Annotated in this window: 11 protein-coding genes; 9 read left to right on the top strand and 2 right to left on the bottom strand. The window is 64.9% G+C overall.

Annotation, left to right across the window (positions count from 1 at the left end; translation table 11 throughout):
- Positions 1–91 precede the first annotated feature (91 nt).
- A complete protein-coding gene (locus tag AC1POX_RS18600; RefSeq protein WP_372356463.1) occupies positions 92–475 on the bottom strand; it encodes a hypothetical protein in 384 nt (127 codons plus the stop codon).
- Between the two features lie 723 nt (positions 476–1,198).
- Here AC1POX_RS18600 and AC1POX_RS18595 point away from each other — a divergent pair.
- The 4 genes from AC1POX_RS18595 (at position 1,199) to AC1POX_RS18580 (ending at position 7,155) form a co-directional block, all read left to right on the top strand.
- Positions 1,199–2,593, top strand: coding sequence for a glycoside hydrolase family 28 protein (locus AC1POX_RS18595; protein ID WP_014089327.1), 1,395 nt, complete (start codon positions 1,199–1,201; stop codon positions 2,591–2,593).
- Between the two features lie 356 nt (positions 2,594–2,949).
- Positions 2,950–4,098 carry a lytic murein transglycosylase B gene (mltB, locus tag AC1POX_RS18590; RefSeq protein WP_011346339.1) on the top strand — a complete coding sequence of 383 codons (1,149 nt, stop codon included), beginning with the start codon at positions 2,950–2,952 and terminating at the stop codon, positions 4,096–4,098.
- Positions 4,095–5,507: a septal ring lytic transglycosylase RlpA family protein gene (locus AC1POX_RS18585; RefSeq protein ID WP_218498735.1), complete on the top strand. Its 1,413-nt coding sequence runs from the start codon at positions 4,095–4,097 to the stop codon at positions 5,505–5,507. Before mltB ends, AC1POX_RS18585 begins: the two co-directional genes overlap by 4 nt.
- Before the next feature lie 442 nt (positions 5,508–5,949).
- Positions 5,950–7,155 (top strand): D-alanyl-D-alanine carboxypeptidase family protein, encoded by a 1,206-nt coding sequence (locus AC1POX_RS18580; RefSeq protein WP_003482723.1) that lies wholly within the window; start codon positions 5,950–5,952, stop codon positions 7,153–7,155.
- 166 nt (positions 7,156–7,321) lie between these two features.
- On the opposite strand, the gene AC1POX_RS18575 is transcribed toward AC1POX_RS18580, so the two are convergent.
- On the bottom strand, positions 7,322–8,383 hold the full coding sequence (locus AC1POX_RS18575) for a lipid A deacylase LpxR family protein (RefSeq protein WP_008577896.1): 1,062 nt from the start codon (positions 8,381–8,383) through the stop codon (positions 7,322–7,324).
- A 308-nt stretch (positions 8,384–8,691) separates the two neighbouring features.
- Here AC1POX_RS18575 and AC1POX_RS18570 point away from each other — a divergent pair, with 308 nt between their 5' ends.
- The 5 genes from AC1POX_RS18570 (at position 8,692) to AC1POX_RS18550 (ending at position 14,352) form a co-directional block, all read left to right on the top strand.
- Positions 8,692–9,675, top strand: a complete 984-nt coding sequence (locus tag AC1POX_RS18570; RefSeq protein ID WP_014089329.1) for a CsgG/HfaB family protein — start codon at positions 8,692–8,694, stop codon at positions 9,673–9,675.
- A gap of 126 nt (positions 9,676–9,801) precedes the next feature.
- Positions 9,802–10,080, top strand: coding sequence for a YbeD family protein (locus tag AC1POX_RS18565; RefSeq protein WP_014089330.1), 279 nt, complete (start codon positions 9,802–9,804; stop codon positions 10,078–10,080).
- The gene (lipB, locus tag AC1POX_RS18560; protein WP_014089331.1) at positions 10,068–10,766 is read left to right on the top strand and encodes a lipoyl(octanoyl) transferase LipB; all 699 of its coding nucleotides are present in this window, start codon (positions 10,068–10,070) and stop codon (positions 10,764–10,766) included. The genes AC1POX_RS18565 and lipB overlap by 13 nt, the downstream gene beginning before the upstream one ends.
- A gap of 15 nt (positions 10,767–10,781) precedes the next feature.
- On the top strand, positions 10,782–11,795 hold the full coding sequence (lipA, locus tag AC1POX_RS18555; RefSeq protein WP_008577899.1) for a lipoyl synthase: 1,014 nt from the start codon (positions 10,782–10,784) through the stop codon (positions 11,793–11,795).
- 397 nt (positions 11,796–12,192) lie between these two features.
- A complete protein-coding gene (locus AC1POX_RS18550) occupies positions 12,193–14,352 on the top strand; it encodes a carboxy terminal-processing peptidase (protein WP_372357191.1) in 2,160 nt (719 codons plus the stop codon).
- Positions 14,353–14,358 lie beyond the last annotated feature (6 nt).

Raw genomic sequence — 14,358 nt, 5'->3', positions numbered from 1 at the left:
AGGCACGCCTTGAACATTGTCCCTTTGCTGGCGACGCGGCAGCCCGTGGCTGGAAGGCTGCCGCGCGTGTCAGTGGCTGAGCGTTGCAGCCTTATTGGGAAACCCGGATGCTGCCGTTAACGTCGATAAAGACTTGAAACACGTTGCCGACTGTGAAAGTCGGCTGGTTCAGGGTTCGCAGCGCAGTGCCGAGTCTGCAGTCGGTCGTGCTGAATCCACCCACTTGAAATGTGGAGCCGACAAGAACCGAGGCAAGGGTTGTGGTCCTGCCGTTCGAAGGTAGCGGGGTGCAACTCCATCCGCTGCGAACTTTGACGTTCTGTACGAAAATTGCTTTCACGCCGGGGTTTTTATTTGTCGCAAAAATGGGAACGGCCTGCTGCGCGCTGGCCGTCGTGGCGACTCCCGCTGCCAATGCGAGCAAGGCACAGCATGCGGCTTTCCTGAAATCACGTGCGTTCGAATATATGGTCATTTAAATTTTATTTGGGTTGGAGAAGGGCGGCCTGTTGCAGGCTGCGGGGGATATCGCCAGTGGCGTATTTAATTGTTGCCTGAGCGTCGCGCATTTTGTCTATAGTGAAGTTAATGGATAAGATGGAATTGCGGAGAAAGTCACGAAAGCGCGTGGGTCGGATATGGATGTATATAACGGGGAATTTTATCTAATATAATTCGAGTAAATGGAGCGGTGGGCCGGGGTATTATTTGCCACTGAAAACTACGCGAATTAAATTCACTGGTGCCCTTGGATAAACTGGTCAAGCCGGCCGCGTGTGGTGACTGGAATGTTGGCTCAACAAGACCCATGCCATCGCGCGTGCAAGGCACCTAGGAGCGCAGTCCTGTGCAGCAGCCAGCGCAGGTGATCGTCGGCCGCTCGCCGTCGGGCAGATGCAGTGCATCGCCATGGCTGCTTCAGTCGGCATCGACGGCGATGGCAGTCGGCGTTCAGACGGAGGATCGCCACTCTGCTGAGGGCTCTTGATCCCGCGACCTTGAAGTCGCGTCGGCGTCTGGAGTTTTGCGGGAGCCTGTAAAAAACGGCTCCCTGGGCGACTGGTTCGGTGCCACGGTGGCCGATTCGCAATCGCTGCCGCCAGCTGCGCCGGGCGCTTGTAGAGTCCGCACGCTGGCGCGACTGCGTCGATCGCAACGTGCAGGCGACACATTCCTTCGCATTCGAGTGATCTCCCCGATGAAACTGCTCGCCACCGCCATCGGCGGTGCCTGTCTGGCGCTGGCCGGTCATGCCGCCGCCATCGATTTCGCCACTGGCGATTCCCGTCCGCTGTCCGAGCCGGTCGTTCCGGCCACCTGCAAGCTGCTGCGTGCCGGCCGGACCGCCAGCGATCGCCAATTCGACCCGGCATTGGAAAGCGCGCCGCCCGATACCCAGGCCATCCAGACCGCGCTGACCGATTGCGCCAGCAAGCACGGTAGCGTGTTGTTGACCACCGGCAGCGGCGACGCCTTCCTGACTGGCCCGTTGTCGATCCCCGCTGGCGTGACACTGGTCGTCGATCAAGGCGTCACCGTGTACGGCTCGCGCAACCCGGCCGACTACGGCAACGGTTGCGGTACGGCAGGCGCCAGAAGCGGAGGCTGCCTGCCGTTGATCGCCATCAAGGGCGCTCGATCCGGCGTGATGGGGGTGCGCCGCAATGGCCACCAGGGCACCATCGATGGCCGCGGCGATCTGCCCATGCTGGGCAAGACCACCACCTGGTGGGAGTTCGGCGAGGCCGCCAAAGGCGCCGGCCAGGTGCAGAACAGCCCGGACCTGGTCAAGTTGCAGAACGCCAGCGCTTTCACGCTCTACGACATCAACCTGGTCAATGCACCGTACTTCCATTTCTTTGCGCATATCGTCGACGGCCTGACCATTTGGGGCGTGCGCGTGAAGTCGCCGGCCACCAGTCCCAATACCGACGCGCTGGACCTGGACAGTGTGCTCAATGCCACCATCCAGGACAGCGACGTGATGAGCGGCGATGATGGCGTGGCGATCAAGACCATTGCGTCCAGGTCGGCCAACATCAGCGTGCTGAATTCGCGCTTCTATGGCACCCACGGCATCTCGATCGGTAGCGAATTGATGTCCGGTGTCAGCAACGTGCTGGTCGACAACAACGTCATCGTATCCACCGATGCCAACGGCAATCGCAGCACCGACAACAATGGCCTGCGCATCAAGACCAGCCTGGCCAAGGCAGGGGCGGTCGACCTGGTGACCTACCGCAACACCTGCCTGTACGGAGTGAGCAACCCGCTGGTGATCAATCCGTTCTACGGCAGCGCCCGCGGCGGCAACGTCCCGACCTTTCGCAGGATCGTGGTCGATGGCTTGCGCAGCGTCGACGGGCGCGGCGGCAAGGGATGGGTCCTGCAGGGCGCCGATGCGAGCGCTCCGCTCGATCTGGTGCTGGCGAACGTGGCGTCCGACAACCTCGGCAATACCACCGGCAATGCGCGGATCGGTCTGAGCAATAGCGCGTTGACGCCGAGCGGCAGCAACGTGGTGACCACCGCAGTCCAGCTCGACGGTGCGGTGCCTACCTGCCCGGGCGCTTCACAGTTTCCAGATCTATAAGCGGTGCGGCGCGACCTTCGCCGGTCGTGTCGCTGACGAGCGCTCCTGCGCAGCAGCGCAGGCCGGTTGCCAGAATGCAGCCTGTGGTCCGGAGAAGGTGGCCGACGCCGGGCTTGGCCCGGCAGATCGGCAGGGCCACGCGACATTAGCGGCCTCATCCGGGTTGCACGAGCCGCGGTGCTGCCACCACCGCCAGCCGCAGGCCTTTGAAGCGCCCTTCAGCGCCCGCCGCAGATCACTGGCCGGTTCGCTCTGGCGGAGGCGGCATGCTGCGGAGAGCCTTGACATTGGCCAAAGTTCTTCGTTTTCATGGCCTTATTGCCAGAAGTTCATCTGATGTCTGTTACCCTCGGCCGATGATTCGACGCACCCTGACCTGCCTGCTCACCCTCGGCCTTGTCGCCTGCGCGACCCAGCCCAGTCCTCCGTCGCCGCCACCGGCTGCCAGCGCGCCGCCGGCCAAGCCGCCGCTTGCGCCATCGGCATCAGCACCGCCGGCCAGCGCCGCCGCCGAGGCGCCCGCGCTTCCGCCAGTCGACCTGACTCCGGTGCCGTTCGAGATCGCCCGCGCCAACTTCGTGCGCGACACCTCGGCCAGGTACGGCATCGATGCCGCGCAGATCGAAGCGGTGCTGGCGCAGGCGCAATTCAAGGACGCCATTGTCACTGCGATGTCGCGCCCGGCCGAACGGGTCAAGCCGTGGAACGAATACCGGCCGATGTTCATCACCCAGGCGCGCATCGATGGCGGCCGCAAGTTTCTCGCCGAACATCGCGCCGAGCTGAGCAAGGTCGAAGCCGCCACCGGTGTGCCCGCGCAGGTGATCGTGGCCATCATCGGGGTGGAAACCAGCTACGGCAGCAACGCCGGCAAATACCGCGTGCTGGACGCGCTGTACACGCTGGCGTTCCGCTATCCGCGCAGCGGCGACCCGGCCAAGCTCGAACGCGAAGTGCGCCGCGAACTGTTTTTCCGCGACGAACTCGCCCAGTTGTTCGCGCTCGGCAAGGAAGAGCAACTCGACGTCAGCACCCTGATCGGCAGCTATGCCGGCGCAATGGGCATGGGCCAGTTCATGCCGTCCAGCTATCGCCAGTTCGGCGTGGATGGCGATGCCGACGGCAAGCGTAATCTGTTCACCGACTACAACGACGTATTCGCCTCGATCGCCAATTACTTCGTCAAGAAGGGCGGCTGGGTGCGTGGCGGGCAGGTCGCGGTACCGGCCACGCTGGCCGCCGGGCACGAAGAATTCAATCCCACCGACTGGTCGCCGGTGTACACGCTGTCCGACCTGTCGGCGCGCGGCTATCACCCGAGCGCACCGGTGGTGGCCGGCAGCACCGCTACCCCGATCAGCCTGGACGACGCCAACGGCAAGCAGTACTGGCTGGGCTTCCAGAACTTTTACGCGATCACCCGCTACAACATTTCCAAGATGTATGCGATGGCCGTGTTCCAGCTGTCCGAGGCCATCGCCGGCAAGGAGTTACCCCCGGCATGAACAACATTGCAGGCCCCAAGTGGCTGATCCCGATGGCGCTGATGCTCGGCCTGGCGGCCTGTAGCAGTGCACCGAAGAAGACCGCCGGCGGCAACGGCAGCGGCGCGATCAAGGGTGTGAAGGTCGAAGGCAAGGGCCCGGCGTATGTCGCCACCGGTTGCCCGTCCACCTCGCCGTATGCGCCCGCCAAGGAAGATCCGTCCACGCGCGGCGACTACACCGCCGGCGGCTTGTACAAGCCCGGAGTGAAAGACTCCACGCCCGATCACGTGCCCAATGTGGCCTGCATCCCCGAGCCGCTGGTGACCAACGAGCCGCGCTCGGCGGTGGGCAATCGTTCGCCGTACGAAGTGCTGGGCAAGCGCTATGTGGTGATGGACAACCCCGGCGACTATGTCGAACGCGGCACCGCCTCGTACTACGGCAACAAGTTCCATGGCCGGCTGACCTCCAACAAGGAGGTCTACGACATGTACGCCTTCACCGCCGCGCACAAGACCTTGCCGCTGCCCAGCTTTGCGCTGGTGACCAACACCGACACCGGCCAGTCGGTGGTGGTGCGCGTCAACGACCGCGGCCCCTTCCACGACGGCCGGGTGATCGATCTGAGCTACGCCGCGGCGGTGAAGTTGGGCATCACGGGCAAGGGCACCGGCAATGTCGAAGTCCGCGGCCTGACCGAAGCCGACAACGGCAATCTGCTCGCCAAGCGCCGCAGTGGCCAGACACCGGTGAATACCGCCGTTGCCGCGGCGCGGCCGGCTGCCGGCGCCAGCCAGATCGATGGCCTGGTGCAGCGCCTTCCTACCCGCACCGTGCCGCCACGTGCAGTCGCCACCGGTACCGCCACCGCGGTTGCCACAACTGCCGCTGCACCCACTGCCGGTGCACCGGTCATCCCGGCCGGCGAGCGTTGGCGCTACCGCGTCGCCGATTCGCGCAAGCCTGGCAATGCCGACAACTTCGATGCCTGGATGAAGGCGCAGGGCGTGCGTGTGGCCACCGGCAAGCCGGCTGCTGCGGCCCCGCGACCGGCCCCGTCAGCGTCCGCCGCCGTGCCCGCCGCGGCGCCGCCAGTGGCGGTTGCGGCGGTCAAGCCGTCCGAAAGCACTGCCTCGCGCCCGCTCAAGGCCGACCCAGCGCCCGCCAAGGCGCCCAGCGTGGCCGAAGCTGCGCTCGGCGACATCCTGCTGCAGGTCGCCAGTTTCGCCAGCCGCGAAAACGCCAATCGCGCACTGTCGCAACTGGCTTCGGCGGGGATTGCCGGCGCCAGCGTCAGCGACATCGTCAGTGGCGGGCGCACGCTGTGGCGGCTACGCGTGAATGCACGCGACCATGCAAATGCGTCGGAGATTGCCCAGCGCATCGCCGGCCTCGGGTTCGGTCGCCCGCAGATCGTGGTCAATTAGCGCGCCTGGGTGGGCCACTGCGACGCCGATCGGGCGTGAGCGCATCCGTGCTTGCGCGCTGGCTGCAGTGGCATTATCGGGAACGGCTGAGCCCACCCGGTCAGCGGGTAAACATTGCGCATCTGCATTGCGCATCTGCGAGGCGGATGCGGCCAAGGTCGGCTTCGATATGCACGTCGCGCACGTCAAATCCTTCGCGTCCTCTGCCTCCAGCTCACGCCTGCGCACCAGCGTCGCCCGTCGAATGCGCTGCAAGCAATGCCGCACGTGTGCGTGTCGCCGCATTCGGCAGTTCGCCTCGGGCACCGCAAGCGTCCGTGCGCCTGGCTGCCATCGCTGAACTGCGCAAGCGCACGCATCGCGCAACGCGTCGCCCTGATCGCCGCGGCGCCTTACAATTTCGCATTGCCCGGCTTTCGGGCCCGTCAGGAGTCGTTCTTCAATGAAATTCCGCTTCGCCGCCGCTGCCGTGGCCACGTTCGCCTTCGGCCTGGTCTGCGCCCAGACACCTGCGCCGCAGCCGACTCCTGCCGTGGCTGCCGCCCCGGCCGCCTTGCCGGTGCCGCCGGCGCCCGCACCGGCCGTGTCCAAGTCCTGGATCCTGATGGACTACGCCACCGGGCAGGTGCTGGCCGGTGAAAACATCCACCAGCAGCTGGCGCCGGCCAGCATCACCAAGGTGATGACCTCCTACGTGGTCGCCGCCGAGATCAAGAACGGCAAGGTCAAGCGCGACGACCAGGTCATGATGAGCGAACGCGCCTGGCGCGAAGGCGGCGCGGGCACCGACGGCAGCTACAGCGGCTTCCCGGTCAACCAGACGGCGCGTCTGGAAGACATGGAAAAGGGCATGGCGATCCAGTCCGGCAACGATGCCGCCATCGCGCTGGCCGAGCACGTGGCCGGCAGCGAAGAAGCCTTCGCCTCGCTGATGAACAGCTACGCCGCCAAGATCGGCATGAAGGATTCGTACTTCGTCAACGCGCACGGACTGAGCGCCGAAGGGCATCACTCCACCGCCTACGACCTGGCCCTGCTGGGCCGCGCGATGGTGCGCGATTACCCGGAGACCTACGCCTACAACAAGATCAAGGAATTCCAGGTCGGCACCATCAAGCAGAGCAACCGTAACCGGCTGCTGTGGCGCGACCCGGCGGTGGACGGCATCAAGACCGGCCACACCTCCGAAGCCGGCTACTGCCTGCTGAGCTCGGCCAAGCGCGGCGATCAGCGCCTGATCGCGGTGGTGATGGGCGACAGCTCCGAAGAACAGCGCGCCACCGATAGCCTGGCGCTGCTCAACTGGGGCTTCCGCTTCTTCGAAACCCACAGCCTGTATGCGCCCGGCAAGGTCGTCACCAAGCAGAAGGTCTGGAAGGGTCAGCAGGATGAAGTGCAGCTCGGCGTGGCACAGCCGCTGCTGGTCAGCCTGCAGCGCGGCCGCTACAACGATCTCAAGCCCAGCATGGAAGTGCCCAAGAACCTGCAGGCACCGATCAAGCAGGGGCAGCAGGTTGGCACCGTGAAGGTCAGCCTGGACGGCAAGGTCATCGCCCAGGCCCCGCTGGTCGCCATCAACGCGGTCGAAGAGGGCGGATTCTTCAAGCGCCTGTGGGATGCGTTCTGGATGTGGTGGGAATCGGAGTGATCCAAACAAAAAAGCCGGCTTTCGCCGGCTTTTTTGTTTGCGGGATTGGGGATTGGGGATTGGGGATTCGAAAAAGCGAGGGCAGCGGCGAAGCCCCGCGCTGCTCTTCCAAATCCCGCTGGCCCGCTCTTGCGAATCCCCAATCCCGAATCCCGAATCCCAGCCGTCAAAGCATCCGGCTAATCGTAAAACTGCCATACACCGGCGTTTCGCGCTGGGTGTCGAATTCGCGGGTACGGTGGTAGCGGGCGAGGGCGAATTTCCAGCGGCCGTACATCACTGCCAGGCCGTAGCCCACATCGCCGACGAACGGGCGCTTGTCCACGCTGTGGCTGTTGCGGAAGGTGTTGCCGTCCAGGGTGATGTCGCGGATCACCCAGCGCGCGTCGGTGGTGACGAACAGGTGGCCGGACCAGCCGCTGGCGCGCCCGAGCCGGCTGGGGGCGGTGTTTTCGCCCGCGGGGCGAGTCGGGGTGCTGCCGAAGTCGTCCGGCAGCTTCCAGCCGAAGCGCGCCTCGCCGCCTGCATTCAAGTGCGTGGCCATGTTGCCGACCGCGCCGCCCCAATGCGAAATGAAATCCCAGCCGAACCCACCGGCATTGCCGCTGGCATCGGCCGGCCAGCGATGCATGCGCTCGTGCACCAGGTTGATCAGCGGTTCGTTGTGCAGCTGGTTGTCCCAGCCCTGGAATTTCTCGTCCCCGAGCGCATCGTGGATCGCATCCTGCGCTTCCTTCGCAAGCGCCCACGGGCCGACAACGCCGACCTGCAACTGCGTGGTGCGCAGGTGCGCATCGTTACGCGCGTTGTAGCCGAAGCTCGCCAGCAGGATGCCGGCATAGGGGCGGTCGTCCGGGATGACGTCGCGGCGGGTGTAATCGGTCGGGGTGAAGATCGCCTGGCCGATGGAAAACACCATGTTCTGCTGGTCGAACTCGCCCGGGTGCAGCCGCTCCAGATAGCTGTTGACCCACCGCGCAGTCCGCGGCAGGCACGGGTCGTCGGTGTAATCGACCAGGTTCGGCGACACCAATGTCAGTACCGCGCCGTTGGAATACCCCTGGTCCTGATCCTCGCCGCCGAACAAGTCGTTATCGACACGGAAGTTCACCGCAGGCGGCGTGCGCCCAAGACGGCTGGAATCGCACTGATCCGCCGCCAGGGCCGGCAACGACAGCCCGGAGAGAGAAAGCAGCAAGGCAGCAGACAACGCGCGCGGTCGGAGCATGGAGGACCTGGGGAGGAGGGCTGGAATCGGAAAAATGCCTGCGTCTTCTGTTGCGCCGTGTGAACGCGCGCGTCATTTGCCGCGGCTAAAGCGAGCTGTAGCAGCCGTCGAACACAGCCGTGTGCGATGTCTGTGGGGCAGTGACAGCCCTAGGCAGCAGGCGAGCGCTGCTGCCATGAAAAGCTGGCGCCGATAGCATATGATCCGCCGCGGGGGAACCAGCCCCAAGGAACGGCGGCCTTTGCAGGCCAATTCATTACCAACGGATCGCGTTTGCCAACGGCAGCGCAGGTGTTTAGGGGACTAACATGAGCAAGACGATTTCTGTGGGCGCAGCGCTGCTGTCCAGCGTGCTGGGTATTGCATTGGCCAGCGTTAGCGCGCCGGCGTCGGCCGGGTTCAAGGACGCCTTCAAGGGCTCCGCGCAAGATCAGCGCAAGGAGGGTGTGGCGCAGATCCCGACCTGCACCAAGTCGCTGGGTAGCCTGTCGGTCATCGAGCCGGAAGACGCGGTCAACTGGTGGTCGGGCCAGCAGCTGCCGGCGCCTTCCAAGTTGATCAAGGTGTTCGTCAACAAGTCGCGCTGCTTCACCCTGGTGGATCGCGGCGCCGGCATGGCGGCCTCGCAGCGCGAGCGCGATATGGCGGCCAATGGCGATCTGCGTGCCCGGTCCAACATGGGCAAGGGCCAGATCCGCGCGGCCGATTATGTGATGACGCCGGACCTCATTTCGCAGAACCACAATGCCGGCGGCAGCGCCATTGCCGGCATGTTGGGCGGCCTGGTGGGCGGCAATGCCGGCAACCTGGTCGGAGGCCTGAACCTCAGCAAGAAGACCGCTGACGTGGTGCTGACCATCACCGATGTGCGTTCTTCCGAACAGGTCGCCATGGCTGAAGGTAACGCCAAGAAGACCGATTTGGGCTGGGGCGCGCGTGGCAACGTGTTCAGCGGCGGCGACTACGGCGCGGCCGGTGCGGGCGGTTACGCCAATACCGAGATCGGCCAGGTGATCACGCTGGCATATCTGCAGGCTTACACCGACATCGTCAGCCAGCTCGGCGGGCTGTCCGGCAATGCGGCGGCATCGAACACGCAGCAGGCGGTCACGGTCACGCGTGCAGGGCGTCTGCTGGCCAATGCCAAGGGCACGGGTGCGGCCGTGCGCACGCTGGAGCCAGGCATGATGCTCTACCCCACCGGGACCAAGGAAGGCGTCATGTGGGAAGTCGAGGACGAGATGGGCAACCGTGGCTGGGTCTCCTCGGCCATGTTGGAACTGTCCAAGTAAGCCGCTGATGCAATCGGCGCCAGGCGTGACGGCGCTGGCGTAACGCAGCGGGGCCGCGCGGCTCCGCTGTCCCATTCCGCGCGGGGCGGGCTTGGGTTTGCCCATCGTCGGCCCGATAATGGTCGGATGGATATCAGCACCGACAACCCCGATCACGGTTTTCAATTTCCCGGCACCTTCGAGCTCAGCGCCATGGGCACGGCCGAGCGCGGACTGGAAACCGAGCTTCCGCGCCTGCTCGCTGCCAGCGGCGTGGAGCTGCTGCAGGAGAGCGTGAGCTGGAAGCATTCTTCCGGCGGAAAGTATGTCTCGGTCAAGATTGGCTTCCGTGCCGAAAGCCGCGAGCAGTTCGAGGCCGCACATCAGGCGCTACGCGACCATCCGGAAGTGAAGTGGACGCTGTAGCGGCCGAGCCCGTGAGCAGCTCTACGGCCGGCCTGCCTGCGCAATTACGCGACCTTGGCCAGCACGACTACGCGCCTGTGTGGCGTGCAATGCAGCGTTTCACCGATGCGCGTGATGAGCACACGGCCGATGAGGTCTGGGTGGTCGAGCATGCGCCGGTGTTTACGTTGGGCCAGGCCGGCAAAGCCGAGCATGTGCTGGCCCCGGGCGAGATTCCGGTGCTGCAGGTCGATCGCGGCGGGCAGGTCACCTATCACGGCCCGGGCCAATTGGTCGTTTACCCGTTGCTGGATCTGCGCCGGCTGAAGATCGGTGTGCGCGATTACGTGTGCAAGATCGAGCAGGCGCTGATCGATACGCTGGAGGAGTGGAACATCGTGGCCGAGCGCCGCGACGGTGCTCCTGGTGTGTACGTGGGCGGGGCCAAGATCGCCGCGCTCGGGATTCGCGTGCGGCGTGGCTGCACCTTCCACGGGTTGTCGTTCAACGTGGCGATGGACCTGGAACCGTTCCACCGCATCAACCCGTGTGGCTACCAGGGTCTGCAGGTGACCTCGGTGCTAGACTTGGGCGGCCCCTCCGGGATGGACGCCGTCAAGGCGGTGCTGCTCGACCAGCTGGCGCGCCAGTTCGGCCTCGTGCTGCAGCCCACTTCCGCATTGCCCGACCTTTCGCTTCCGGCCTGAGCGCCCCGTATCGTCATGACCCAGCCTATCGCCCGTTCCATTCCCTTGCAGGTCGTCTCAGGCGACACCGCCGCGCCTGCGCCGCTGCAGACCGGCGTCAAGCAGATCGGTGGCGACAAGATCAACCGCTCGCCGGTGCAGTTCGTCGATGCGCCGGTGCTGCGCAAGCCGTCGTGGATCCGGGTGCGGATTCCCTCCGGCAATGCGGTACAGAACCTCAAGGCCAAGCTGCGCGAAAACCGCCTGGTCACGGTGTGCGAAGAAGCCAGCTGCCCGAACATCCACGAATGCTTCAGCCACGGCACCGCGACCTTCATGATCCTGGGCGAGGTCTGCACGCGGCGCTGCTCGTTCTGCGACGTGGCGCATGGCCGGCCGAAGCCGCCCGACGCGAGCGAGCCGGCCAGCCTGGCCGCCACCGTGGCCGACATGGGCCTGAAGTACGTGGTGGTAACCAGCGTGGACCGCGACGACCTGCGCGACGGTGGCGCCCAGCATTTCGTCGACTGCATTTCGGCCATCCGGGCCAGTTCGCCCAACACGCGTATCGAAATCCTGACTCCGGATTTCCGCGGCAAGGGCCGCATGGACCGCGCGCTGGAGATCCTGGCGCTGAGCCCGCCGGACGTGTTCAACCACAATATCGAAACCGTGCCGGACCTGTACCCGAACGTGCGCCCCGGCGCGGACTACCAATGGTCGCTGACGCTGTTGCAGCGCTTCAAGGCGCAGCATCCGTCCATCGCCACCAAGTCCGGCATCATGCTGGGCCTGGGCGAAACGATGGAGCAGGTGCAGGCCACGCTACGCGACCTGCGCGCGCACGATGTGGACATGATCACCATCGGCCAGTATCTGCAGCCCACGCCGCACCATCATCCGGTGATGCGTTACTGGACGCCGGAGGAATACAAGGCGCTGGAAGACTACGGCAATGCGCTGGGCTTCAGTCATGTCGCCTCCGGCCCGATGGTGCGTTCTTCGTACCACGCCGATCGGCAGGCTGCAGGCGCTGGCGTCGCCGCCTGAGTCGGTAACAGGCAATCGGGCGACTGCCGCTGCCCGTGTGCGATCGATGTCGGAACCAGCCCCGCGGTGCGGGTGCGTCGATGCGGCCGGTCCTGCGTGTGTCGGTAGGCCACTGATCGATCAGTGGCGACGTGCTACGGCCGGCCATATCGCGATGCCAATCAACGACAGCCCCGTGCATCGCGCGGGGCTGTGTCGTCTCTGGCCCATGCGGCGCGCAGCCGCAAGGTACGGTCTCGTTCACAATCCGCTACAGGCCCGGCGCTAGGCTGATTCAGCCAGCGGATGACAACGCCAGCAACTTTCGGCACTGTCATGCTGTCTGATCCGTTCACCGCCCTTCTTTCGTCGGCCTCGTGCCGAGAGCCATTCGATGACCTACAACGTTTCTTCGTGCATGAAGGCCGGCCTGCTGGCGCTGGTGTTGACCACTCCGATGGCCTTGCTTGCGCGCGCCGATACTGCGCTGCCCGCCGCTGCCACGCCCGACCAGGCGACGGCCACCAAACTCGTCTACGGCCTGCTCTCCGACAGCCGCTATGCCTACCGGCCGCGCACGCTGGACGAGGCGATGTCCAAGGACGTGTTCAAGCGCTACCTGGAAACGCTGGATGGCGGCAAACAGTTCTTCACCCAGGCCGATATCGACAGCTTCGCGCCGCTCCAGGCCGGCGTGGGCGACGCGTTGCGCGGCGGCAACCTGGAGCCGGCGTTCCAGGTGTTCTCGGTCTACAAGAAGCGCGTCGATCAACGGGTCAAGTACGCGCGCGACCTGCTCAAGCAGGACTTCGATTTCAGCGGGAACGACAAGTTCGAGTACGACCGCAAGGACGTGCCGTGGGCTGCAGACGACAAGCAGTTGGACGTGCTGTGGCGCCAGTCGGTGATGAACGATTGGCTGCGCCTGAAACTGGCCGGCAAGAAGCCCGACGACATTCGCAAGACGCTGGACAAGCGGTATGTGGCGCTGGCCGATTCGGTCAAGCAGCTCAAGGGCGAGGACGTGTTCCAGTTCTTCGTCAACGCCTATACCAATGCCGTCGACCCGCATACCGATTACTTCACCCCGCGCACTGCCGAAACGTTCAATCAGCAGATGTCGCTGTCGCTGGAAGGCATTGGCGCGCAGCTGCAGAAGCAGGACGACATGGTGGTGATCCGCGAGGTGATCCCGGGCGGTCCGGCGGCGGTGGACGGCACGCTCAAGCCGGGCGATCGCATCGTCGGCGTTGGGCAGTCCAAGAATGGCGCGATCGAAGATGTGATCGGCTGGCGCATCGATGACGTGGTGGCCAAGATTCGCGGCAGCAAGGATACCCAGGTGCGCCTGGAGTACATCCCGGCCGAGTCGGGCATCGACGGCAAGCACCGCACGGTGACTCTGACCCGTCAGAAGGTGCGTCTGGCCGAGCAGGCTGCCAAGGGCGAAACCATCACCTTGCCGGCCACCGGCAGCGAGCCGCAGCGCCGTATCGGCATTATCAAGCTGCCGGGCTTCTACCAGGATTTCGAAGGCCGTCGCCGTAACGCAACCGACTACGCCTCGGCCACGCGCGACGTCGCCAAGCTGCTGGCCGGCTTCAAGACCGACAAGGTCGATGGCGTGGTGCTCGACTTGCGCAACAACGGCGGTGGGTCGCTCGACGAGGCGATCGAACTGACCGGCTTGTTCATCGAGCAGGGGCCGGTCGTGCAGGTCCGCGAATCCGGCGGCCGCGTCACCGTCAACGGTGACAGCGACCCCAAGGTCGCCTGGGACGGCCCGCTGGCTGTCTTGATCAACCGCGGCTCGGCGTCGGCATCGGAGATCTTTGCCGGTGCCATCCAGGACTACGGTCGTGGTCTGGTGATCGGCGAAACCAGCTTCGGCAAGGGCACCGTGCAGAACATCGTCGACCTGGACCGTTGGCCTGCTGCCGAAGGACAGCGGTATGGGCAGGTCAAGTTGACGATCGCGCAGTTCTTCCGCGTCAGCGGCTCGAGCACCCAGCACAAGGGTGTGGTGCCGGATATCGCCTTCCCGGCCAGCGTGGATGCCACCGAGTTCGGTGAGAGCACCTACGACAATGCATTGCCGTGGACGCGGATCGCCGCTGCGCCGCACACCCAGTACGGCAACTTCGCACCGCTGCTGCCCAAGTTGCAGGCTCTGCACACTGCGCGCATCGCCACCGACAAGGAATTCCAGTGGTGGGAAGAAGACGTCAAGCAGTTCCGCGACGAAAAGGCCAAGAAGTACATTTCGTTGAATGAGGCCGAGCGCGTTGCCGAGCGACAGAAGCAGGATCAGCAACGCAAGGATCGCCAGCTGATTCGCAAGCAACTCGGCCTGCCGCTGGATCCGCTTGCCGAAGACAGCGACGACGGCCTGACCGGTAACGAGCGCGACATCGTCAAGGACACTGCACGCGAAAAGGCCGCCGAAAAGCGTCCGGATCCGCTGCTGCATGAGTCGGCGGCCATCCTGGCCGATGCGCTGGGCTTGCTGTCGCAGGACAAGCCGTTGTCGGCGCAGGTGCTGCCGAAGTCGACCGCACCGGGACGTTGGGCAGACTGAGCCAGA

Source organism: Xanthomonas sp. NCPPB 3442, from assembly GCF_056725145.1.
This window is presented reverse-complemented; position numbering and strand designations above follow the sequence as displayed.